At 34.0% G+C, this 23,823-nt stretch carries 18 protein-coding genes and 1 tRNA gene; 3 read left to right on the top strand and 16 right to left on the bottom strand.

Annotation, left to right across the window (positions count from 1 at the left end):
- Positions 1-346: 346 nt before the first annotated feature.
- On the bottom strand, positions 347-958 hold the full coding sequence (locus CLU81_RS13175; protein ID WP_099710237.1) for a 50S ribosomal protein L25/general stress protein Ctc: 612 nt from the start codon (positions 956-958) through the stop codon (positions 347-349).
- Between the two features lie 119 nt (positions 959-1,077).
- Entirely contained in the window at positions 1,078-2,019 is a 942-nt protein-coding gene (locus CLU81_RS13170) for a ribose-phosphate pyrophosphokinase (RefSeq protein WP_099710236.1), read from the bottom strand.
- Positions 2,020-2,250: 231 nt separating this feature from the next.
- Here CLU81_RS13170 and CLU81_RS13165 point away from each other — a divergent pair.
- Together CLU81_RS13165 and CLU81_RS13160 are read left to right on the top strand one after the other, a co-directional pair.
- Positions 2,251-2,330 (top strand) — tRNA-Leu (locus CLU81_RS13165).
- A gap of 148 nt (positions 2,331-2,478) precedes the next feature.
- Entirely contained in the window at positions 2,479-2,907 is a 429-nt protein-coding gene (locus CLU81_RS13160; RefSeq protein ID WP_099710235.1) for an SRPBCC domain-containing protein, read from the top strand.
- A 144-nt stretch (positions 2,908-3,051) separates the two neighbouring features.
- Here CLU81_RS13160 and CLU81_RS13155 read toward each other — a convergent pair whose 3' ends face one another.
- From CLU81_RS13155 to CLU81_RS13140, 4 genes are all read right to left on the bottom strand, one after another.
- Positions 3,052-4,194: an acyltransferase gene (locus tag CLU81_RS13155; RefSeq protein ID WP_099710234.1), complete on the bottom strand. Its 1,143-nt coding sequence runs from the start codon at positions 4,192-4,194 to the stop codon at positions 3,052-3,054.
- 181 nt (positions 4,195-4,375) lie between these two features.
- The gene (locus tag CLU81_RS13150) at positions 4,376-4,846 is read right to left on the bottom strand and encodes an OsmC family protein (RefSeq protein ID WP_099710233.1); all 471 of its coding nucleotides are present in this window, start codon (positions 4,844-4,846) and stop codon (positions 4,376-4,378) included.
- Positions 4,847-5,025: 179 nt separating this feature from the next.
- Entirely contained in the window at positions 5,026-5,904 is an 879-nt protein-coding gene (locus CLU81_RS13145) for an alpha/beta fold hydrolase (protein ID WP_099710232.1), read from the bottom strand.
- A 168-nt stretch (positions 5,905-6,072) separates the two neighbouring features.
- Positions 6,073-6,474: a hypothetical protein gene (locus CLU81_RS13140; protein ID WP_255410539.1), complete on the bottom strand. Its 402-nt coding sequence runs from the start codon at positions 6,472-6,474 to the stop codon at positions 6,073-6,075.
- Between the two features lie 127 nt (positions 6,475-6,601).
- Between CLU81_RS13140 and CLU81_RS13135 the strand changes: the two genes are divergently transcribed.
- Positions 6,602-8,353, top strand: coding sequence for a DUF262 domain-containing protein (locus tag CLU81_RS13135; RefSeq protein WP_099710231.1), 1,752 nt, complete (start codon positions 6,602-6,604; stop codon positions 8,351-8,353).
- 150 nt (positions 8,354-8,503) lie between these two features.
- Here the strand turns inward: CLU81_RS13135 and CLU81_RS13130 are convergent, their stop codons facing one another.
- From CLU81_RS13130 to CLU81_RS13085, 10 genes are all read right to left on the bottom strand, one after another.
- On the bottom strand, positions 8,504-9,688 hold the full coding sequence (locus tag CLU81_RS13130) for an aldose epimerase family protein (RefSeq protein WP_099710230.1): 1,185 nt from the start codon (positions 9,686-9,688) through the stop codon (positions 8,504-8,506).
- Between the two features lie 112 nt (positions 9,689-9,800).
- Entirely contained in the window at positions 9,801-11,309 is a 1,509-nt protein-coding gene (gene araA, locus CLU81_RS13125; protein WP_099710229.1) for an L-arabinose isomerase, read from the bottom strand.
- Positions 11,310-11,453: 144 nt separating this feature from the next.
- A complete protein-coding gene (locus CLU81_RS13120) occupies positions 11,454-12,155 on the bottom strand; it encodes an L-ribulose-5-phosphate 4-epimerase (RefSeq protein ID WP_099710228.1) in 702 nt (233 codons plus the stop codon).
- Positions 12,139-13,830: a ribulokinase gene (locus CLU81_RS13115; RefSeq protein WP_099710227.1), complete on the bottom strand. Its 1,692-nt coding sequence runs from the start codon at positions 13,828-13,830 to the stop codon at positions 12,139-12,141. The genes CLU81_RS13120 and CLU81_RS13115 overlap by 17 nt, the downstream gene beginning before the upstream one ends.
- A gap of 168 nt (positions 13,831-13,998) precedes the next feature.
- Entirely contained in the window at positions 13,999-15,984 is a 1,986-nt protein-coding gene (locus tag CLU81_RS13110; protein ID WP_099710226.1) for an alpha-L-arabinofuranosidase C-terminal domain-containing protein, read from the bottom strand.
- A gap of 431 nt (positions 15,985-16,415) precedes the next feature.
- Positions 16,416-18,398, bottom strand: a complete 1,983-nt coding sequence (locus tag CLU81_RS13105; protein ID WP_233209703.1) for a glycoside hydrolase family 127 protein — start codon at positions 18,396-18,398, stop codon at positions 16,416-16,418.
- Positions 18,399-18,411: 13 nt separating this feature from the next.
- Entirely contained in the window at positions 18,412-19,392 is a 981-nt protein-coding gene (locus CLU81_RS13100) for an arabinan endo-1,5-alpha-L-arabinosidase (protein WP_099710225.1), read from the bottom strand.
- A gap of 102 nt (positions 19,393-19,494) precedes the next feature.
- A complete protein-coding gene (locus tag CLU81_RS13095; RefSeq protein ID WP_099710224.1) occupies positions 19,495-20,445 on the bottom strand; it encodes a glycoside hydrolase family 43 protein in 951 nt (316 codons plus the stop codon).
- A gap of 168 nt (positions 20,446-20,613) precedes the next feature.
- Positions 20,614-22,236 (bottom strand): arabinan endo-1,5-alpha-L-arabinosidase, encoded by a 1,623-nt coding sequence (locus CLU81_RS13090; RefSeq protein ID WP_099710223.1) that lies wholly within the window; start codon positions 22,234-22,236, stop codon positions 20,614-20,616.
- Positions 22,237-22,248: 12 nt separating this feature from the next.
- Complete coding sequence (locus tag CLU81_RS13085) at positions 22,249-23,796, bottom strand: alpha-N-arabinofuranosidase (RefSeq protein ID WP_099710222.1); 1,548 nt, start codon at positions 23,794-23,796, stop codon at positions 22,249-22,251.
- Positions 23,797-23,823 lie beyond the last annotated feature (27 nt).

Genomic DNA, 23,823 nt, shown 5'->3' with positions numbered 1-23,823 from the left:
GACGCGGATTTAAATGGATTTATGCGGATTATTTTTTTTCGTTTTTACCAGACTAAATGAAATTGAAGACTTTTTCTCTTAGCATCTCAGTAACTTAGTATCTTAGAAACTTATAAAAAACAAACTTCTGGCTAGCCCTGACAGAAGCGGTATCCTTTTTATCCGCTTTTTTGCGGATGAAAAGATATAGTGAATGGCAGGAACGTCTGGTCTTGAAAAGTCAGAAAGTTTCTGCTCCTGAAAAACAGAAAAAAACTTAGAACCTTAGTACCTCAGCGCCTCAGAACCTCAAAAAAAAAAGCCCCAATCGTAAGATTGAGGCTTTTTTTATTGATTGTGAAAAAAATTATTTTTTCTTTCCTTTTGCAGGAGCTTTTGCAGCTTTTGCAGCCTCTTGAGCAGCTTTCATAGCAGCACGAGAGATTCTTACCTGAGCAACAACTGTGTTCTCTGGGTGCATAACTTTGTACTCTGGTTTTCCAACTTTAGTAACATATAATTTGTTACCCATTTCAAGTGGAGTAATGTCAGCTTCAACAAAATCAGGAAGATCTTTAGGTAAAGCTTTAACTTTTAATTTACGTGTGTTTAAACGTAAAACACCTCCTGCAAGAACACCTTTAGATGTACCAACGATTTTTACTGGAACTTCCATAGTGATTTCTTTGTCATCAAATAATTGAAAGAAGTCAATGTGTAAAATTTTGTCAGATACTGGGTGTACTTGAATGTCTTGCAAAATTGCATTGAATGATTTTCCTTTTCCAAGCTCAATCACAACTGTGTGTGCGTTTGGAGTGTAAACCAAGTTTTTGAACGCTGCAGCGTCTGCTGAGAAGTGTACTGCCTGATTTCCTCCGTATAACACGCAAGGAACCGCTCCAGCATTACGTAAGGCTTTAGTTGACACTTTGCCCACGCTTTCTCTTTCTGATCCTTTAATTGTAATCGATTTCATTGTAAAAAAAATATAGTTATTAATAAATATTCTAATTTGCTATAAGCTTCAGGCGCCAGGCTTTAGGCTTTTTTGTAAAATGAATAGCTTAAGACTTAAAGCCTGAAGCGTATTACTTTTTACATAATAAATTTTCCACTAATGGAATTGTTGTGGTGCACCATGTGCATAACTTCAGCAAAAAGAGGTGCACAACTCACGACTTTTATTTTCTTTGATTCTCTCTTTAACGGAATAGAATCGGTAACTATTAACTCACTTAATTTTGAGTTTTCAATTTTTTCGTAGGCATTACCAGATAAAATGGCGTGTGTACAAATTGCTCTAACGCTTAATGCTCCTTTTTCGATCATCAAATCTGCTGCTTTCGCTAATGTACCACCAGTATCGATCATGTCGTCTACTAATATTACGTTACGACCTTTTACTTCACCAATTAGCTCCATAGTATCGATAACGTTGGCTGCTTTTCTTTGTTTGTAACAGATTACTACATCTGATTCCAAAAACTTAGAGTAAGCATATGCTCTTTTTGAACCTCCCATATCCGGAGATGCAATTGTTAGATTCTCTAATTTTAAACTTTCTACGTATGGTAAAAAGATTGTAGATGCAAATAAATGATCTACTGGTTTTTCGAAAAACCCTTGAATTTGATCTGCATGCAAATCCATTGTCATTACTCTTGTTGCTCCTGCAGCATCTAATAAATTAGCTACTAATTTTGCTCCAATCGGTACTCTTGGTTTGTCTTTTCTATCTTGTCTTGCCCAACCAAAATAAGGCATAACAGCTGTAATGTGTCTTGCTGATGCACGTTTTGCTGCATCAATCATTAATAACAATTCCATCAAATTATCGGCAGTTGGAAAAGTTGAGCACACGATAAAAACGCGTAATCCTCTTATTGATTCTTCGTAAGATGGCTGAAATTCTCCATCGCTATACGTTGACATCGTTACTTTCCCTAACGGAATTCCGTATTGTTCTGCAATTTTTTCTGCAAGATAAACACTTTGTGAACAAGCAAAAATTTTAGCTTCTGGTTCTAGGTGCGACATTATAATTTGTTGTTTTGTAGTTAGTTGTGTGTGCTTCGTTTTAACGAGGTGCAAATTTAGAAAATTTATTGGACACTGAAAGGAAAAAATTAAGTATTTTTATTAGAATTTTTAATTTTATTTTTTACATTTGCACCGTGTTAAAGGAATAAGCACAGTTATGACATCATAATTAACTTATTCTATTGCGTTAAAATAATTGATTTATTTGATTATTTTTTCGTCTGCTAAGCCCGGATGGCGGAATTGGTAGACGCGCTGGTCTCAAACACCTGTGGGAAACCGTGCCGGTTCGACTCCGGCTCCGGGTACAAAAACCTCTTCTTAACGGAAGAGGTTTTTTTGGTTTTATACTACTTCAATAAAACTAATTTTATTGTTTTTTCGTCTTTATCACCTATTTTAGAGCTACTTAAAGTTTGTTAACTTTATAACTTTAAATTATAATCATCAATAAAAATGGAAAAAATAGAGCACATTAATTATATCAAATCACCTATTGAAGCTGTTTTTACAGCACTAACAACACAAGAAGGTCTTGGCGCTTTTTGGACAGAGAAACTAGTTGTTAAGTCAGAATTGGGTTTTATCAATGAGTTTAATTTCGGAGATAATGATCTCACAAAAATGAAAATAACAGAATTATCTCCTAATAAAAGAATACTTTGGGAATGTATAGAATCTGATCCGGAATGGATTGGAACGAAAATTTCCTTTGACTTAACCGAAAAAGATGGCGTGACGGCGATTGTTCTCAAACATTTTGATTGGCGTGAACTGACCGAATTCTACCAATGGTGCAATTACAATTGGGCAATGTTTCTTTTAAGTCTCAAAAATTATTGTGAAGATGGTGATGGAACGCCTTATCTGAAAAGGAAGTTTTAACCTTAGAACTTGCATATAGATTTACTCAATATAAAAGCCAAAAAAATGACCGTAAAAATAAAACCTAATGGCGGTTTTGTGATTAAAATTTAAACTTATTATACAAATGACATCGGTTCTTTTAAGAATACCAGACCTTAGATGTTACTTGTTATTGTATTTTTTTGAAATTTCCATAAAAGGTTTTTCAACACCTTTATAACACAGAAAACTAAAAATTACAATAATTGGTGTAATTAAAAAAACAACTTCACAATATTCTGATGTCAAGAGTTTTTTTGCTTTCTCAAGCCCAAATCCAAAATAAAAAACAAGAAAAAGAATAATCCCATGAATTAGATATGTGCTATAAGAAATCTCACCCAACAATTTTAATGTTGAGCTATTCAAAATTCCAAATAGTGTATTTCCAGATGCTATTAAAACAAAAACAATTGTTATTAAAAGCTTACAATATATATTATTGGAGTTTTCAAATTGAGGTATTAAAGCCAAACAAACTAAAATTAAAATACTTAAAAGCGTACTGTTTTTATTTTCAAGAAGTTTCTTTTTTACAACAAGTGCAGCTATAGCTCCTCCTACAAAAGAAAGAAGAAAAGGAATGCGGATAACGTTTACATAAAAATATCCAATGACAAAAAGAAGACTTATTACCAAATAAAAAACTGGTGGTTTCTTCTTTAAAATTATCAGTGAGATTAAAGGCAGACTAAAATAAAATAACCATTCAAAAGGAAGCGACCAAACTACTCCAGCGTTAATCAAATAAGTTAAGCCAAAATTATTAATACTGGTGTCACGGATAACTGTAAAAGTCCCCAACAAAAACATCTCATGTAAAAACTGAAACAGTCCCGTTTTCAATTTCCAATCACTAATAATCATTACAATTATCACAATTATAGTAAGAGAAAAATAATACATTGGGGCTAATCTAAAAAATCTTGAAACGAAGAATGACCTCCAATCAAATCCTTTTTCTTTTGAATTTAACAATTTTGAAATAAATAAAAAACTTGAAATCATGAAAAAAAAAGCAACGCTTGTTGAGCCCAATTGTGAATATAAATAAGATTTAGTAGCCCACTGATTCTCCTGAATATATTGATACCATAAACTTGCGTGAGAAATAAATACACTAATTGCAAGAAATCCTCTAAGACCATCAACCGTTTCATATCGTGAACACAAATTATTTACTTTGTATTTTAAATTAATTATATAAGCTGTTGAAAACGCAATTATAAATACAATAAGAGCAAATAAAGGAGTTAAATTATTCATTTAGGATTTATTCATTTTTTAATTATTCTTTCTTATAATATTAAAAAGTCAAAAGATTTTTCAATCTTGCTTTTTCTTACAAAATAAAGAAAGTCAGACAAAGAAACAATAATTATTTATTTTACAGTTTTACATTAATAATTTAAATTATAAAACATCAAAACTTGATTTAGAGGAAAATTTACTCCATAACAACCTCACAACTCGCATTATGCAAAACGGGAAAATTACAAGAGTTAGCAATAAAGCATAATTGATTTGCTTTTGTGTGCAATTCTAAAGCTAAATTAATTTTATCAGAATTTGAAATCTTTACTTTCGGATTTAATCTGACTTCTGTAAAACGTCCGCTTCCGTTGGGCGAAACTTCAAGTGTTGCTTCGGCATTGTCTGAATATTCCAGAACTTCTATTCCGTTTTGAGAACATACATATAGATAGGACATCATATGGCACGAAACCAAACTGCTCAACAACAAATCTTCGGGATTGTATAATTCCGGATCGCCTTTGAATGCTTTTGCTGCAGAAACAGCTAAAACAGGTTTTCCTTCAATTTTAATTTGATGACTTTTGCTATAAAACCTTGAAGTTGTTTCTTCTTGCTTTTTGGTTGAAGTCCAGTTTAGTTCTGCTTTGAATAGATGGTTCATTTGCTTTCGTTTTCTATTGCGAAGTTAAGATTTTATAAGTTGTAATTCTTTAATCTCGAAAAGACGCAGAGTCGCAAAGTTTACTTTAATTTCATTCTTAACTCCATAAAAAACCTCAAAAGGATCACTTTCGAGGTTTTTTATAGAATTACTAAACTAATAAAACTTTGAGTCTGCTTTTACTTACCCCATTTAGTCCAATCCGAATCTGGTCTCTTAAACGGTTCTGATAAAAACTTATTTGCTAATGCATTAAATACTTCCGGACTTGAAGCCGGTGCAAAATGAGTTTCTCCAGGCATAATACACAACTGAGCCTTAGGTATGTTTTCAAAAATTTCTACCGAATGTTCATTTCTAATTACGTCTCTATCTCCAGCTATTATAAGAACTTTTGCTTTAATTTTTGATAAATCTTTTGCTGCAATAGTAGGTTGATATATCAAAAGTCCAGCAAGTTGTTTCATTAGATTCCAATTCTCGCTAGTATCTTTTTCTTTAATTTTTGAAACAATCATTTTTTTCAAGTTCTGAACATCTTTTGTAGCCCATGAATAAATAGCTGTAGAATCGGGTCTTAAATTTGCTCCCATCGCTACAATTTTCTTTATTTTTGACTTCCCTGAAATCCCCATTTGCAAACCAACAATTCCCCCATCACTCCATCCAATAATACTTATCGAATCTAGTTTTAACCTATTAACTAATTCTTCTGTATCTTTTGTAATCTGAACGTATGTCAAAGAATCTGTTTTCAACTCTGATTTACCTTGCCCTCTACTATCAGCAACAATAACTCTATATTTACTTTTAAAATAATCGATCTGATTTCCCATTGATTCAATACTTCCTCCATTTCCGTGAATTAATAACAACGGTTCCCCTTTTCCATATTCTTCATAATAGATTTTAGCTCCATTGATTTCAGCAAATTTTCCAACAGCGGTATTTTTACCATAAGGCGTGTCAAATTTAAAATTCATCTGAACCTGAGCATTTGCGATTCCAAATATTGAAGATGTTAATAACAGAAGTAATGCTTTAATTGGTTTTTTCATTTGCAAATAGTTTTTATAATAGTTATCTCTCAAATATAAGAAAGAATAGAATAAATTAACAAAATCCCTACAAATCGTAATGCCTTTTAATAATTACAAAAAAAACCTCGAAAGTACTCCTTTCGAGGTTTCTTAGAGAATTACTAATTTACTAAACAAATTCCAAAACTATTTTTTTACTGAGAATTTAAAAACAGTTTTAGTCTTATATTTTTCTCCCGGATTTAAAACCGTTGTCGGGAAGTTTTTCTGATTTGGAGAATCCGGATAATGCTCTGTTTCTAAACAAAGTCCCGTTCTGTGTCCATATTTTTTACCGTCGCGCGTTGGTAAAGTTCCGTCAAGGAAATTTCCTGAGTAAAACTGAATTCCAGGTTCGTCAGTTGTCATTTCCATAACCCTTCCACTCGCTGCGTGATATACTTTTGCAATAATTGTTTTTCCTTTTTCAGGATTGTTCAATACCCAACAATAATCGTAACCTTTTCCTCTTTCTAATTGTTCGTTTTTAGCAATGGTCCTGTTATTACAATGGATTTGAACAATTCGTTTAATCAAATGTACTTTTATTTTTTGATGATTTGGCTAATCCGATAATAAGACTTAATTTAGTCGCAAACGCACTCCACTTTTAGAATTAAGGGACATTTTTACAGTACACTTCAAAAAAACAATAACAAATCATTAATTGATAAACATGAATATTAAGTCTATTGACAAAACTATCAAAGAATTATTAAGTTCAGGAAAGCAATTCTCTATTCCAAGGTTTCAAAGGGAATACTCTTGGGACAAAAAGAACTATCAAGAATTACTTGATGATATGATTAGTTGTTTAATAATAAATGAAGGAGTGTTAGAATCTTCTAGTTATTTTTTAGGCACAATGCTATTTATTGGGGATTATTCTGAGAATTCTGAGAATTCAAAATCAATATTAGTTGTAGACGGACAACAAAGAATTACAACAATCACCATCTTATTTTCTGCCTTATCGGATCGTTTTAAACGATTAGGCGAAGAAAAATTAAGCACTCAAATATTCAAATATATAATGACGGAAGATGATGATGGGAATGAAGTCCGAGTTTTAGAAAGCAAAACACATTATCCATATTTCTCTTTTTATATTCAAGATCGTGAAAAAAACGATATCCAAAACACATCAACTGAAGAAGAAGAATGCATAAAAGAATCTTTTGATTATTTATACGAAAACCTTGAAGAAAAAAAATTAAGAGTTCACCTAAAAAAGAAACTAGGAAGCAAAGATGTAGATGACCTATCTTACATAGATATATTAAAAACTATTCGTGACCAAATTTTAAACACTACTTTCATTTCAATATCCACATTCGATAAAGAAAATGCTAATATGATTTTTGAAATATTAAATGCAAAAGGCAAAAAGCTTTCGCATGTAGATTTAATAAAAAATAAGATATTTGAAATTGTAGATGAAAATGGGTCAGCTGACTTCGCTGAAGTAAAATGGAATGAGATCAAACAAAATTTAATTTCTAGACACGAGACTATTGGGTTTGCTACATTTTATAGGCATTTTTGGATTAGTAATTATAAAAAAACATCCGGATCTAAACTTTATGATGATTTCCAAAAAGAAATAAAACCAAAAACAAAAGATAGATATAAAAATTTTTTAAAGGAAGTAGAAAGAGATTCAGAAATTTATATAAAAATTTTAAATCCAAGGCGTGAAGACTATGGAAATAGGAAAGAATATTTTTGGCTCGTTCAAAGTTTAAATGTCTTAATGAATTATTTCAACATAGTTCAAGTTAGAATTGCCTTGCTTTCTCTATTTAAGGCAAAAGATAACGATCTAATAACTACTGCAAAATTTAAGAGCACTATTATATTCCTAGAAAACTTTCATTTTGCTTATAATTCAATTTTTTCAGGAAGAGCAAGCAGGTTTGAAAATACTTATTCAAAATTTGCAATAAGTTTAAATTCAGCAACCAATAAAACTGACACATCAAAAATAATTGAAGAAAATCTAATAGAACCGTTAAATAATCTATTACCAGATTATTTACAATTTTCGAAAAATTTTGTTGAACTGACATTTTCAAAAAAAGATCATCCAAATAATATTAAATCAAAATATATTATTGGTAAGATAAACTCTCATTTTGAAAACAGTGATGTTTTTTCAGATATTGGAACGATAGAACACATAAAATCTGAAAAAGATGGCTTTACGTCTTTAAATATTGGAAACCTAATACTTCTAGAAGCAAGGTTAAATAATGAAGCTGGAGACAAATCATATGAAGACAAAAAGGAAATATATTTAAAATCTTCTTATAAATGGATTAATGACTTTACTAAATCAAACGATGATTGGAAAGAAGATTCAATTAAAATTAGAGCCGAAGAACTATCTAAATTCTATTATACAAAAATTCTTGGTAGGACAATTTAATAATTAAAACTGCATTTAATAAATTCTATTGTAATAAACACAAAACAATTGTAAAAATAATACCGATTTCCTCAAAATATAAAAAAACCTCGAAAGTACTCCTTTCGAGGTTTCTTAGAGAATTACTAATTTACTAAACAAATTCCAAAACTATTTTTTTACTGAGAATTTAAAAACAGTTTTAGTCTTATATTTTTCTCCCGGATTTAAAACCGTTGTCGGGAAGTTTTTCTGATTTGGAGAATCCGGATAATGTTCAGTTTCTAAACAAAGTCCCGTTCTGTGTCCATATTTTTTACCGTCACGCGTTGGCAAAGTTCCATCAAGGAAATTCCCTGAGTAAAACTGAATTCCAGGTTCGTCAGTTGTCATTTCCATAACCCTTCCACTCGCTGCGTGATATACTTTTGCAATAATTGTTTTTCCTTTTTCAGGATTGTTCAATACCCAACAATGATCGTAACCTTTTCCTCTTTCTAATTGTTCGTTTTTAACTTCGATGTCTTTTCCAATTAGTTTTGGAGTTCTGAAATCGAAAGGTGTATTAGCAACATCTTCCAATTTTCCTGTTGGAATTAAAGTTGCATCAACCGGAACTAATTTATCAGCATTCAAAGTCAATTCATGATCTAAGATTGTTTTAGAAAAATCTCCTGACAAATTGAAATAAGAATGTTGCGTTAGATTTACAATCGTTTTCTTGTCTGTTGTTGCTTCATACAAAACTTCCAATTGATTATCATTTGTCAAAGTATATGTTACAAAAACCTGAAGATTTCCAGGATAACCTTCTTCTAAATCTTTACTTAAATATGATAATTTTAAAGTCGCTGTATTTCCGGATTTAACCTCATCAGCTTTCCAAACAACGTTAAAAAAACCTTGCGGACCTCCGTGCAAAGCATTTGGTGCATTATTGATAGCTAATTGATATTCTTTTCCGTCTAAAGAGAATTTACCTTTCGCGATTCTGTTTCCATATCTTCCGATTAAAGCTCCAAAAAATGGATTTTCTTTTTCATATTGCTCCAAAGAATTAAATCCGATAACTACATTTTCAGAAACACCTTCTTTATTTGGCACTTTCAAATCGGTAATTCTTCCACCAAAAGTGATGATATCAACCTCCATCCCATTTTGATTTTTCAGCTTATAACTGTCTACTTTTTCTCCCTTTGAAGTTGTTCCATAAGAAGATTTTTCGATTGTAACTGTAGCTTTTTCATCTGAAGAAACTGTTGTAGCATCCATTTTTTTATCGCTTTTGCATTGAACAGAAATTGCTGCCAAACTCATTAATCCAATTCCAAAAACGCAACGTTTTAATACATTCATAAATATTATTTTTAAGTATTGTAAAAAGTGAAATGAAAGATATGAAAAATTTAAAAGGGACAAAATTTTGAAACCTCTGAACCTTTGCCTCTTTGAACCTTTGTACCTTTATTTAAATCCCATGTTGAAACAAATGATAATAAGCTTCGTTTGCATTGATCTTATCTTTAAAGTCTCTTACAGTAGTTTTTTCGTCAATAACCAATAATTCGATTCCTGCAATATCTGCAAAATCTTCCATATATTCTGTTGTAATAGCTTGGCTGTAAACCGTGTGATGCGCTCCTCCGGCAAGAATCCAAGCCGTTGCTGCGATATCAAGATTTGGTTTACAATCCCATAGAACTCTTGCAACCGGTAATTTTGGTAAATCTGCCATTGGTTTAACCGCTTCAACTTCATTTACAATCAAACGGAAACGATTTCCCATATCAATTAATGACACATTGATTGCAGCTCCCGCAGGCGAATTAAATACCAAACGTGCAGGATCTTCTTTTCCTCCAATTCCTAACGGATGCACTTCGCAAGAAGGTTTTGCATCTGCAATCGATGGACAAATTTCCAACATGTGAGATCCTAAAACATACGATTTTTGAGGTGTAAAATGATATGTATAATCTTCCATGAAAGACGTTCCTCCTTCAAGACCAACATTCATTACTTTTAATGCACGAACCATTGCAGCGGTTTTCCAGTCACCTTCTCCACCAAAACCATAACCATCGGCCATTAATCTTTGTGTTGCAATTCCCGGAAGTTGCTTCCAAACTCCAAGGTTTTCAAATGTATCTGTAAAAGCTCCAAAACCTCCTTCTTCAAGGAAAGCTCTTAAACCTAATTCTATTTTTGCTGCTTCAACCAATGAACTTCTTTGTGCTCCGCCTTCTTTTAAAGCATCGGTCAAAGAATAAGAAGATTCATAAACGGCTAATAAATCATTTAATTGTTGCTCCGTAACTTTCTCAATATGTTTAGTAACATCCGAAGAATCATATCCATTAACCGACATTCCAAAACGAATCTGAGCCTCAACTTTATCACCCTCTGTAACGGCAACTTCACGCATATTGTCTCCAATACGAGCTACTTTTAAGTTCTGAAGTTCATCCCAACCTAAAGCTACTCTTGTCCAAACGCCAAGTTTGTTCAAAACACGAGGATCTTCCCAATGTCCAACCACAACTTTACGTTTTTTACGCATTCTTGACATGATAAAACCAAACTCACGATCTCCGTGCGCCGATTGATTCAGGTTCATGAAATCCATGTCGATAGTTCCCCACGGAATTTCAGCATTATATTGTGTATGCAAATGGCATAATGGTTTCTTTAGAATACTCAATCCACCGATCCACATTTTTGCTGGTGAAAAAGTGTGCATCCAAGCGATAAGTCCGATACAGTTTTTAGCAGAATTTGCCTCTAAACATAAATCTAAAATTTGCTTAGGCGATTTTAAAGTGTCTTTGCAAACTATTTTTACCGGAATCTGCGATGAAGCATCTAAACCTTTTGCCATAATTGCAGCATGTTCCGCCACTAATTTTAAAGTTTCCGGTCCGTATAATTCCTGGCTTCCTACTACAAACCAAACTTCTTTTTGAGAAATGTCAATCATTGTTTTTTATTTTGTTTCAAGTTTTCTTTGTTTCAAGTTTCAAGTTTGAAATGCGGAAAATCTTTGTTATTTATCCTTTGTTCTTTTCGTTTAACGTTTCGAAAACGTCGAAAATCTTTCTTCTTTGCTCTATTTTCTTTTATCTTACTGTCCGTAATACGAATCTTTTCCGTGTTTACGATTGTAATGTTTCTTTATTAGGGAATCTTTTAATCTTGGTGCATTTGGATTTATTTGTAAAGTCAGATACGCCATTTCAGCTACAACTTCAAGAACTTTACTATTATAAACTGCTTTTGCAGCGTTTTTTCCCCATGCAAATGGACCGTGATTTCCAATCAAAACCATTTCTACTTCTTCGTAAGAAAGATTTTTTTCTTTGAAACAATCCAAAATCTGAATTCCGGTATTGTGTTCGTAGTTTCCTTCTATAAGCGCATCTGCCATCGGTGGCGCACACGGAATATCAGCTGTTAAATGATCTGCATGCGTGGTTCCAAAAATGGGAATATCGCGTTGTGATTGTGCCCAAGCAACCGAATAAGTGGCGTGTGTATGTGCAACGCCTCCAATATTTGGCCAGTTTTTATATAAATAAGCATGCGTTTTTGTGTCTGATGACGGACGCATAGAACCTTCAATAATATTATTATCAAAATCGACAATCACAATATCTTCGGGTTTTAAATCTTCGTAAGGAACGCCACTTGGTTTAATGGCAAAAACACCATTTTCTCTGTCAACAGCACTCACATTTCCGAAAGTATATACAACCAAATTCAATGCATTTAACTGCATATTGGCTTCGTAACATTCCTGTTTTAAATCTTTATAAAGAGAACTCATGTTGCGAAATTTTAATAGTTGGATCTTCGTAAGCGCTTAATTGATCGTATGCCAAAAGCAGTTTGTGATAAGCTGCAACTTTGTCTAATTGAGGGAAATATTCTCCATCAAAATCACTTCCTATTTTTTGACTTGCTTCAATTACGTTTGGATAAATTCCTGCTGCAACTGCTGCATAAATCGCCGCTCCTAAAGCAGGAGTTTGGTCTGAAGCTGCAATTTTAATTGGCTTGTTTAAAACATTTGCCAAAGTCTGCATAATAAAAGGAGATTTACGAGCAACGCCACCAATCCCGATTACGCTGTCTATTTTCACACCTTCCTCTTCAAAACGATCCACGATTTTCTTCGCTCCAAAACAAATAGCATTTACCAAAGCTTTGAAAATATGTGGCGCTTTTGTTCCTAAAGAAAGATTTGAAATCGCGCTTTTTAATTCCTGATTAGCATCCGGAGTTCTACGTCCGTTGATCCAGTCTAAAGCAATTGGAAGACTATCTGAAACTGGGATTTTCTCCGCTTCCTTTGTTAATTCTACAATTAGTTTATCGCTGAATTCTTCTCTTAATTGTTCTTTTTGAGTTTCATTTAAAACCGTCGAAGTCGTCAATAAAAGATCTGTTGGCCAAAGCAATAATTCTTTGTACCAAGCCAATAAATCTCCAAAAGCAGATTGTCCGGCTTCTAATCCAATATAACCCGGAATCACAGAACCATCAACTTGTCCACAAATTCCGCGAACGGTTTTAGTTCCTACTTCTTCTTTTGAACCTACCAAAATATCGCAGGTTGAAGTTCCCATAACGCGAACTAAAGTATTCTCTCCAATCTTAGCTCCAACAGCTCCAGAATGTGCATCGAAAGTTCCAACAGCTACAACTGTTTCTGTCGAAAGCCCTAAACGATCTGCCCATTCTTTGCTTAAATTTCCTGCAACTAAATCTGATGTATAAGTTTCATCATAAAGATTACCGCGAAGTTGTGCTAAATAAGGATGCAATTTTTCTAAGAATTCAACTGGGGGTAATCCGTTCCAGTCTTCGTGCCACATTGCTTTATGTCCCGCAGCACAACGGCTTCTTTTGAAAGTTTTTAAATCTTTATCTTCTATCAATAAATACGTCATTAAATCGCAATGCTCCATCCAGGTGTGTGCAGCATTTCGAACCGCTTCATCTTCTCTGGCAATGTGCAGGATTTTTGCCCAAAACCATTCTGATGAATAAATTCCGCCTACATATTTAGTTACATTTTCTCCGCCCCAGCTTACCGCCAATTCGTTTATTTCGTTTGCTTCATTTATCGAAGTATGATCTTTCCAAAGCACCATCATCGCATTTGGGTTTTCTTCAAAACCTTTTGTCAATGCTAACGGAATTCCGTCTTTCGTAACAGGAACCGGAGAAGATCCGGTTGTATCAATACAGATTCCTTTTATTAACGAAGCATCAACTTTACTTTCTTTTATAACTGTCTGAATCGTAATCTCTAAACCTTCGATATGATCTAATGGATGTTGACGAAATTGATTTATCGACGCATCACAATATTGCTTGTTTTTCCATCTTTTATAATGAGAAACATTTGATGCCAACTCTTGCCCATTTTCAGTATCTATTAGCATCGCTCGAACTGAATCTGTTCCGTAGTCCAATCCTATAACGTAATTTTTCATTCGAAATTCATTTAATAATAATGACAAATATAATTATAAATAATTTATAAGTGTATAAAAAACACTTAATAAAAATAGAGGCTTGAATTTTTACAAATAATGCATCAAAACAAGAGTTTAAGAGCAAAACAAAAAATAAACGTTGGTTTTACATTTATTCTGTTGCGATTATTTCATCTTAATTTTCAAAACGGTAACTGAGTATGCCGGAAAATCATATTGAACCTTGCTTCCGTTCACCTTAAATTCGCTTTCTTTTGGACTAATTTTCGTTGGAGACTCAAAAGAATTCTCATCATTTATTCCGTCTCCTTTTAAGATTATTGCCGTTCCTTTTGAATCTAATTTTGCTCCTTTTACATCAATTGAAGCATTTTGTGCCGATGCCGAAGCATTCACAATTTTCAGAATTACTTCTTTAGAATTCACATCTTTTACTGCAGATGCAAACAAATCATTTTGTCCCGTAACTGGTTTTCCGTCTTTTGTAATATTGATTAAATCTGTCCCTTTATTATTAGAGAATAATTTCTGAACATAATAATTTGGCGTTCCATAAGATTGTAAATTGTTGAACCAAATCATGTCCGGTGTCCATTGCCAGCCTTCTACGTGAGCCAATAAAGGCGCATAAGATGTCAATTGAACAACCTCAGCATTACGTTCCATTCCGGTCATGAAAGCCGCTTCAGAAAAAGCACATTCCCAGTTATTTTTATTATCCGGACTTGCAATCGCCACACTTTGCGCTGCATATTCTCCAGCAAAAATCTTTGGTCCTTTACGATCATAATTATCGTAACGCGTTACATTTTTACGGAACCAGGCCGGATCTTTATAATAATGTTCGTCTACAATTTCAGCATTTAGTTTTTTAAGTTCTTTCATGCCATAATCAAAATAATCTCCGTCAGGAAATGGTCCTGTTCCGGATACAATTGTGATATTTGGATATTTATCTTTTATCGCTTTTTGAAACACTTTGAAACGCTCAATATAATCTGGTCCCCATTGCTCATTTCCAACTCCAATAAATTTCAAATTAAAAGGTTTTGGATGTCCAATATCAGCACGAATTTTTCCCCAAGCAGTAGTTTGATCGCCATTTGCAAATTCAATTAAGTCTAAAGCATCTTGCACATAAGGATCCAATTGATCCATAGGAACTAATTCTCCTGTGTTAAATTGACAAGCCATTCCACAGCTTAAAATTGGTAAAGGTGAAGCGCCAATGTCTTCTGAAAGCTGAAAATATTCATAGAATCCTAATCCAAAACTCTGGAAATAATCCGGTGCAGGTTTATGTGCAAATTCCGTATTCCAACGATTAATCATCGTTTCTCTGTCGGCTACATTTCCAATTGATTTTTTCCATTGGTAACGCAATGCCAACGTTTTTCCTTCAACAATACATCCACCTGGAAAACGTAAAAATCCTGGTTTCAAATCATATAATAATTGTACTAAATCAGCACGCATTCCGTTCTTTCTGCCTTTCCATGTATTTTCCGGAAATAGCGAAATCTGATCTAAATCAATTACTCCACTTCCTTCAAAAGTGATTCTGATTTGTGCTTTTGCTTCTGTTGCCGTTGCGGTTAATTGTGCCGTATAATTTGCCCAATCTTTTGATGTTGGAACAATCGAAGTTTCGCCTAAAACCTTTTTATTTTTATCAATAAATTGAATCTTAATCTTCAAAATATTCCCTGATAGTTGCGATGCTTTCAGAGACAAATTATATTTCAGATCTTTCTTGATTCCCATTCCTCTGAAACCTTCATTGATCAATTCATAACCATTTGCATCGTTTATTGTAACTCGGCAATAATTATGATTTGTTCCTTTTTGCGAATACTGAATAATATTGGCAATTCCCGATTGTTGGTTTAGTTTGTGTCGGTCGCTATTTGGTTCGTTCCATCCCATCATTGGAGTTTCAAATTCAAACGATCTGTTCTTGATCATTTCGGCATATAATCCTCCATCAGCAGCAAAATTGATATCTTCAAAAAACACTCCGTACATTGTTGGCTGAATTTTGGTTACTGTTTTTGCAGCATCAACCTGAAGATTATTTTTTTGTGCCGAAGCATAAAAGCCGTTAAGCATCAAACCACAAAGGGTAATTTTGGTAATTAAATTGGACTTCATTTTTATTATGTTTGTGTTTTTATGGCTCGCGGATTATACTGATTCAGTAAAGTGAAAACGCGGATAAAAACGGATTTTTATTTTCTAAACTTTGACTTTTTAACACATAGAGACATAGCTTTTGATTCTGGAAAAAGGCATTTCATTTGTTTTAATTCACATAGCTATGTGTGCAAATCCAGATTTGTTTTATTCTCTTTTTTATTCATTTAGAAATCTATGTTTCTATGTGTTTAAATATTTCTCTCGCAGATTTTACAGATCAAGCAGATTTTTTAATCTTTTTAATTCTTTATTCTCATGGCGTCTGACGGATTAAAATCCGTCTCTACAATATGAATCGTTCCTCCGGAACTTTTTTTAGATCTTTTTTAATCTATCATTTACGCCATTATCTTGCCTCTTTATTCTATTTTCTTTATTCTATTCTCTCAATTCTCATAATCCAACCAAACTTTCATCTTCCCAACTCCTCTATTTGACCAGCTGTAATATGGAATTGCTTTGAATTTTGAATTTTCGATTATGTTTACCCCTTGCAATAAATTAGGTTCTTTTTTTACTTTGAAAGTGTCTGAAGAACTGATATCTATTTTATCAAAATTATTTTTATTGTCAATTTCTTCTACCGCATAAACGATTGGTCCATACTCTAAAGCGACTTTGTTTTTATTGGTTTCAACTTTTGTATTTGTTTCAACTTCCTGAACTTCCATTGGGAAATTAAGATTGATTTCGTCTCCTTTTTTCCAATTTCTGGTAATAACGAAATAACCATCTTGCGGCTGAATTGCCAATGTTTCTCCATTCAGATTAATGGTTACTTTTTGAGTTGAAGCTTTTTTATAAGAATATAAATCTCCCGGCAAAACTTCATTTCTTGCCCAACCCGGAACTCTAAGTTTGATCGTGAATTGGCTTTCTTTTTTCGGGTTAACCGAAATATTTACTTTTCCGTTCCAAGGATATCCGGTTTGCTGAGAAATCTGTAAATCGGTTTTTCCTAAAGTGAAAGAGGCGTTGTTTGAAGCGTACAAATTGACATAAAGCGCGTCTTTTGATTTCGAATAAATAAGACCCGGAATCGAAGGCACAAATCGGATTAAGTTTGTTGGACAACAAGAACAATCAAACCAAGCCTGACGAGTACAAGATCCTCTGTTTGATTTAAAAACACCATCAGATTCTAAAGCATTTGGATAGAAAAATTCTTTTCCGTCTAATGAAATTCCCGAGATTAATCCGTTGTACATTGTTCTTTCGATCACATCAAAATATTGTGATTTTCCAGTCAAATTATGCAATCTATGATTCCAATATACATCGCCAATTGCAGCACAAGTTTCATTGTATGCAGTTAAATTCGGCAATTCATAATTGGCTCCAAAAGCTTCTCCGTCGTGTCTTGAACCAATTCCGCCAGTGATGTACATTTTCTTGTTGACCATATTGCTCCACAAATTATTTACGGCATCTGTGTAACCTTTGTCTTTTGTCATTGCCGCAATATCTGTCATTCCTGCGTACATATAAACAGCTCTTACGGCGTGACCAACAACTTCATTTTGCTGAATAACCGGAATATGATCTTGTGCGTATTCTCCATATAATTTATGATTATTTGGGTTTCCGCGATTATCCAGAAAGTATTTGGCTAACTTTAAATAATCTTCTTTTCCGGTAATTTGATACAATTTGATCAAACCTGTTTCTACAATTTGATGTCCCGGAACTCCTTTTACCTGACCTGGTTTATCACCAAAAGTTTTCACTAATAAATCTGCATTTTTGATCGCAATATCAAGGAAGTTTCTTTTTCCCGTTGCTTCAAAATGTACAACTGCAGCTTCGATCAAATGTCCTGCATTATAACATTCGTGACTAATTTGCAATGATTCCCAACGTTTTCCTTCAATTACCGGAACCCATGGCGCTGGCGGTTTTGCAGGATTTATGGTTCTCCATGTTGTCAAGTAACCGTCTTTTTCCTGACCAATTTTTACAATGGCAATTAAGGAATCTAAAACACGATCCAGTTTTGGATTTGGCGCAGAAATTAAAGTATTTGATGCGCCTTCGATAATCTTATAAACATCGGTATCATCAAAAGGCATTTGTCCACGAACTTCTCCGGTTTTTTGTTTTCCTGCGATTAAAAAATTCTCAAAACGACCTTCTTCATTACATTTCTGAATCGCGTAAGCAATCGTAACTTCTTGCACTCTTTTGATAATTGGCAACCAAAAAGAATCTGTCAATTTTACATTTTGAATATTGACTGGTTCTATTTCGTAACCCGCTTTTAAGACAGAAGTTTTAGTCGATTGTACCGCATCATTCTTCGTTTCTTTGCAGGAAACAAAAATCAGAATTGACATGAAAATCGTTACTATTGGTAAATTATATTTTTTCATTATTTTGGATATTCTATTTTAAAACGGGCCATAAATCATTGTCCCAAAGCATTTCTTTAACGACTAATCTTGGAGTTCCGTTGGTTTTCTTTTCGTAAGCGTGATAGAAAATATAATCTTTCCCATCAAACGTATATGCGCTGTTATGGCCTACGCCAAAGTAATTTTCATCGCCCTGAACTACAATACTTCCTCCGCCTTCGGTTAATAATTTCCCGTCTTTATCGACGTAAGGTCCGGTTACATTTTTAGATCTTCCAACAACAACTTTATAAGTGCTTTTTTCTCCGCGACAGCATAAATCCCAAGAAAGAAATTGATAATAATAGCCGTTTTTCTTAAAGATAAAAGGAGCTTCAAGCGCGCCATCTCCGGGATCAGAATCCGATAATTCGAAAGTTCTTTTTCGTTTCGAAATCGTGTGCCATTCTTGAGGTTGTGCGATTGATTTTAAATCGGGATTTAGTTTTACCATTTTTAATCCTTCCCAAAAAGAACCAAATGATAACCACGGCGTATTATTTTCATCGAAGATTAAATTAGGATCAATAGCATTCCACATATCTCGGTTTGGTTGTGATTGAATGACAATTCCCTGATCGACCCATTTGTATTTTTTGTCCTTTGGATCTAATGTTGTATTGGTCGCAACGCCAATCGCCGAAGTATTTTTGGCGAAAGCCGAAACCGAATAATACAGATAATATACATTGTTGTGTAACGAAATATCCGGCGCCCAAATGTGATTTTTGAAATCGGCCGCAACGCCATCTGCCCAAACGGGTTTGTCTTTGAAAACCTGTGGTTCGGGGTTCCAGTTTTTTAAATCTTTCGAACTAAAAACACTGATTCCGTTTCCCGTGCAATACAAATAATAAGTATCTTTTTGTTTGATGACAACCGGATCGTGAACGACTATTTCCTGCGCAAATGAAACTGAACCAATCAAGAAGATTAGTATAGAAAATACCTGTTTTATGTTTTTATAAACCATATAAGTGATATAAGTAAATTTAAGTTTTGCGTTGACTGGAAACTTTTAAATCATATAAGTAAAACTGTAGCTGAATACTAAAAACTGAACACTGAATACTAACTATTGTATTCCCTCAGATGTCATTACAACTCGTTTCATCGTTCCGTCTTTATTGTAATATAATTTGTCTACACAAACTGATCTTCTAAAACTTCCTCCGTTTGGAATTGATGCTCCGTTGTGATAAATGAAATACGATTGTCCTTTAAAATCTATTATCGATTGATGGTTTGTATTACTGTTTCCTGCCAATTCATTCAAGATTCCTTTGAATTCCCACGGACCTGTAATCGATTTGCTCATCGCGTAGGCAATTTTCTCAGGAAACTCATAAGCGTATGATAAATAATACCATTCTTTGTGTTTATGAATCCACGGAGCTTCTGTAAAATGTGGTAAATCTATATGGTGAATTGGTCCGTCAAGTTCGATCATATTCTCTTTTAATTTGGCATAATGGCAAGACGTATTTCCCCAAAACAAATAAGCTTGTCCATCGTTATCGATATAAACCGTTGGATCGATATCGTCCCAGCTTATATCCGTAAATTTGGTCATGTCATTCGTAATTAAAGCTTTCCCTAAAGCATCTTTAAAAGGTCCGGTTGGACTATCTGAAACTGCAATTCCAATAGATTTTCCTTCTATAGATCCGTGATGAACGGTTACATACCAATAGAATTTTCCGTTTCTTTCGATTACCTGAGAAGCCCATGCATCACCTTTTGCCCATTTAAAATCGGTTACTTTTAGAGGCACAGGATGCGATTCCCATTTTTTCATATCTGATGAAGAATACACAACCCATTCATTCATTTTATAAAAATTAAAATCGTTTGGCGCTTCGTCATGACCGGCGTATAAATACACTTTGTCTTTGTAAACCAATGCTGCAGGATCTCCTGTATATTGATCTTTTATAATTGGATTATTGAATTTTGATGGATCAATTTGGCTTTGAATTGTTTGACAAAAGGCAAGCAAAACTAAAAGTGATATTATATTTTTCATTGTTTTATTTGTAATGTGTCATTTTTTAAACACATAGAAACATAGATTTTTTGATGTTTAAAAAAGGCGTTTCACTTGGTTTTAATACACATAGCTATGTGTTTTATTTGGAGTGAAACATCTTATTCGATTTGTTAAGCTATGTTTCTATGTGTTTAAAAATATTTTCTAATTTATCTTTTTACCCCAAACTGGTAATCCTGTTCCTGTCAAACCTGAATAAGTTAACGTCACTTTTCTTGTCGCTAATTCCCAATCCCAAGCGTCTGTTACATTACATTTTACACCATTTATAGTTAGGATTTTTTTTGTGCTGTCATATGACCATGTTCCATTTGCGTCGCCGCTTACTTTTTTGTCAGCAGTTAGATAAAGTGTTACTGATTTCTGAATGGTTTTGTATTGATAATTCATGGTTATTTGTTCCCAGGTTCCAACAAAACTTCCTTCTACAATTGTTGTTGCCGGTACTGCTGCATAACGTTCCGGATCAATAACCGGCCATCCATCTTCTGTCCATTGAATGCCGCGAACCTGTCCCATCATAACTGCATTTGAAACTGCAATTCCCGGAACTCCTTCCGGTAAACGTGCTTGCGATGCATAATACCATTGTTTGGTATCTGGATTTTGAAAAACGGCACAATGCGATATTCCAACCCAACCTGTGTGGTTTTTAAAAGAATATGGATGTGTTATCATCGGGAAACATTCTGCTCCGTTTGTAATACTCATTCCGCTGATAGTTTGATACGGTCCTAAAATACTTTTCGAACGCGCAACACGTGTATTATAAGCAACCGATAATTCGTCATAAGCCAAGAACAAATAATAATATTGTGTGTCCGGATTATAGATAATTTCTGGTCCTTCGAGTGCTTGCCAACGGTTTGTATTTACGTTTCCACGTCCAGCGATACGAACTCCATAATCATCAATTGTTTTTAATTTATCCGGTTTTCCTGTTGTTGGATTCAATTTTAAAGCTGCAATTCCGGAATGCCATGAACCATAAATTAAATATTGATCGCCTTCTGGAGTTTGAATAAAACTTGGATCGATTGCATTAAATTTAAAATAAGCATCCCAATCATTTCCTCCGTTTCTGACATAACTTTTTACACCGTCAGGTTCAGAACAAACGACCATTCCTTTGTCTGTCCAATTGTTTGAAGCCAAATCATCTGTTTCGGCTAAGCCAATAAATGCGCGCTCTGACCAAGAAGTATTCGTGTCTGTTCCAACAATTGGATTTGTAACCACAATGCTGTAATACATTCTATAAATGTTACCTACTTTTCGAACGCAAGGCGCCCAATATCCATAATTAGGATTTGTAATTGGTGGCAATGCCGGAGACATTCTGGCTCTTTTATTATTCAAGGAATCTTTTACCCAAGCCGGAGCTTCGGTCATTGATGGTCCCATAAATTCCCAATTGACTAAATCTTTTGATCTTCTGTAGAAAAAATGTCCGTGACCTTCAGTCGAATTTCCATAAGAAGCATCGGTTTGATACATATAATAATATTCACCACTTTTTTCTACTGACGGATCGTGCACATTGGCTAAATTCCATTGCGCTTTTGTTCCCCAACCTGATATTGAAGTGTAGTTATCTGCATAAGTTGGTCCCGGAAAAGTTGGCGTAACCACTGGTGGCACTACAACTACAGGCGGCTTAGTGGTTTCTGTTGCAGGATCATCTTTTGAACAACTTGTTGCAGCAAAAACGAATAAAAACAGTCCAATACAGGAAGCAATTTTTATAATGGAATTTGATTTTTTCATCTTTTATATCTTTTATTTTCCTTCCAAAACAACTACTGAGAATGGAGGAATTGTGATTTCAAGTTTTCCTTTTTTGTTTTCGAAACCTTTAAAAACTGTTGGTACAATTTTGTTTGGAGTATCGAATGAATTGTAATCTTGCAATTTTGCCGATGTTATAATTGTTCCTGTGAAGTTTTTAACACCAAGATCTTTTACATCAATTTCGATTGTGTTTTTATTTTTTGCGTCAACATTTACTAGCGAAATATGAACTAATCCGCTTTTGTCTTTTGATGCCGAAGCTGATACTGCAGGAAGTGTTTCTCCATTAAATGTATATAATGGCGATTGGAAACTTACCGGTAGCAATTTTGCATCCTGATGAACGCTGTACATTTTCATGACATGATACGTTGGCGTTGTAATCATTTTTGCTTTGTCTGTTAGAATTACGGCTTGCAAAACATTTACACATTGAGCCAAATTTGCCATACGAACTCTATCTGAATGATTGTTGAAAATATTAAGTGTTGCTCCCGCCAAAACTGCATCTCTCATTGTGTTTTGTTGGTATAAAAAACCTGGATTTGTTCCTTGTTCTACTTCATACCAAGCGCCCCATTCGTCTACAATCATGGCTACTTTTTTCTCTGGATCGTATTTATCCATTATAGCAGAATGTTTAGTAATCAATTCTTCCATTTTTAAAGCAGATTGCATGGTATGGAAATATCCGTCTTCGGTGAAATTTACTCCGTCGCCTTTTTTACCCCAATCAATTACTGCATAATGATGCACTCCAACTCCGCCTAACATATTGATCGGAATGTTTTTCATTAGAACTTCTGTCCAGTTATAATCGGCGCTATTTGAACCTGAAGCGATGCGAGTAATTCCGCCTGTGTTTTCCCAATCTGACATGAAGGTGGCATATTTGCGGTATTCATTTGCATAATATTCTGCTGTCATATTTCCTCCACAACCCCAAGCTTCATTTCCGATTCCCCAGAATTTAACTTTCCAAGGTTCTGTTCTTCCGTTTTTTTTACGCAAATCACTCATCGGGCTTTTACCGCTGAAATTTGTGTACTGAACCCAATCAGCCAATTCCTGAACGGTTCCGCTTCCTACGTTTCCTGATAAATAAGGTTCTGCGCCAAGAAGTTCGCACATATTTAAGAAATCATGTGTTCCAAAACTATTGTCTTCTGTTGTTCCGCCCCACCATTTGTTTACGATTGTTGGTCTTTCTTGTTGTGGACCAATTCCGTCTTTCCAGTGATACGTATCAGCAAAACATCCGCCTGGCCATCTTAGATTTGGAATTTTTAATTCTTTTAAAGCTTTAATAATATCATTTCTAACTCCTTTTGTATTTGGAATTTTCGATGTATCTCCCACAAAAAAACCTCCATAAATAGAACGTCCTAAATGTTCTGCAAAATGTCCGTAAATGTTTTTATTGATCGTTGGTGCATCTGCATTGTTTTTTATGGTTACTACAGTAATTCCGCCTTGAGCGAAACTAACCTGATTACAAATGGCAATAAGAAATGTGATTAAAAGTGCTTTTTTCATAATGTTTTTTATAAGTTATAAAGAGGA

The sequence above is a fragment of the Flavobacterium sp. 9 genome, from assembly GCF_002754195.1.
Taxonomy (GTDB): domain Bacteria; phylum Bacteroidota; class Bacteroidia; order Flavobacteriales; family Flavobacteriaceae; genus Flavobacterium.
This window is presented reverse-complemented; position numbering and strand designations above follow the sequence as displayed.

What these genes read in the sequence shown, in the direction of transcription:
- CLU81_RS13155 (WP_099710234.1), bottom strand. Translation starts at nt 4,194, where the DNA reads ATGAATAATTTAACTCCTTTATTTGCTCTTATTGTATTTATAATTGCG.
- CLU81_RS13160 (WP_099710235.1), top strand. Translation starts at nt 2,479, where the DNA reads ATGGAAAAAATAGAGCACATTAATTATATCAAATCACCTATTGAAGCT.
- CLU81_RS13170 (WP_099710236.1), bottom strand. Translation starts at nt 2,019, where the DNA reads ATGTCGCACCTAGAACCAGAAGCTAAAATTTTTGCTTGTTCACAAAGT.
- CLU81_RS13130 (WP_099710230.1), bottom strand. Translation starts at nt 9,688, where the DNA reads ATGAATGTATTAAAACGTTGCGTTTTTGGAATTGGATTAATGAGTTTG.
- CLU81_RS13175 (WP_099710237.1), bottom strand. Translation starts at nt 958, where the DNA reads ATGAAATCGATTACAATTAAAGGATCAGAAAGAGAAAGCGTGGGCAAA.
- CLU81_RS13105 (WP_233209703.1), bottom strand. Translation starts at nt 18,398, where the DNA reads ATGAAAAAATATAATTTACCAATAGTAACGATTTTCATGTCAATTCTG.
- CLU81_RS13120 (WP_099710228.1), bottom strand. Translation starts at nt 12,155, where the DNA reads ATGAGTTCTCTTTATAAAGATTTAAAACAGGAATGTTACGAAGCCAAT.
- CLU81_RS13085 (WP_099710222.1), bottom strand. Translation starts at nt 23,796, where the DNA reads ATGAAAAAAGCACTTTTAATCACATTTCTTATTGCCATTTGTAATCAG.
- araA (WP_099710229.1), bottom strand. Translation starts at nt 11,309, where the DNA reads ATGATTGACATTTCTCAAAAAGAAGTTTGGTTTGTAGTAGGAAGCCAG.
- CLU81_RS13090 (WP_099710223.1), bottom strand. Translation starts at nt 22,236, where the DNA reads ATGAAAAAATCAAATTCCATTATAAAAATTGCTTCCTGTATTGGACTG.
- CLU81_RS13145 (WP_099710232.1), bottom strand. Translation starts at nt 5,904, where the DNA reads ATGAAAAAACCAATTAAAGCATTACTTCTGTTATTAACATCTTCAATA.
- CLU81_RS13115 (WP_099710227.1), bottom strand. Translation starts at nt 13,830, where the DNA reads ATGAAAAATTACGTTATAGGATTGGACTACGGAACAGATTCAGTTCGA.
- CLU81_RS13135 (WP_099710231.1), top strand. Translation starts at nt 6,602, where the DNA reads ATGAATATTAAGTCTATTGACAAAACTATCAAAGAATTATTAAGTTCA.
- CLU81_RS13110 (WP_099710226.1), bottom strand. Translation starts at nt 15,984, where the DNA reads ATGAAGTCCAATTTAATTACCAAAATTACCCTTTGTGGTTTGATGCTT.
- CLU81_RS13095 (WP_099710224.1), bottom strand. Translation starts at nt 20,445, where the DNA reads ATGAAAAATATAATATCACTTTTAGTTTTGCTTGCCTTTTGTCAAACA.
- CLU81_RS13150 (WP_099710233.1), bottom strand. Translation starts at nt 4,846, where the DNA reads ATGAACCATCTATTCAAAGCAGAACTAAACTGGACTTCAACCAAAAAG.
- CLU81_RS13100 (WP_099710225.1), bottom strand. Translation starts at nt 19,392, where the DNA reads ATGGTTTATAAAAACATAAAACAGGTATTTTCTATACTAATCTTCTTG.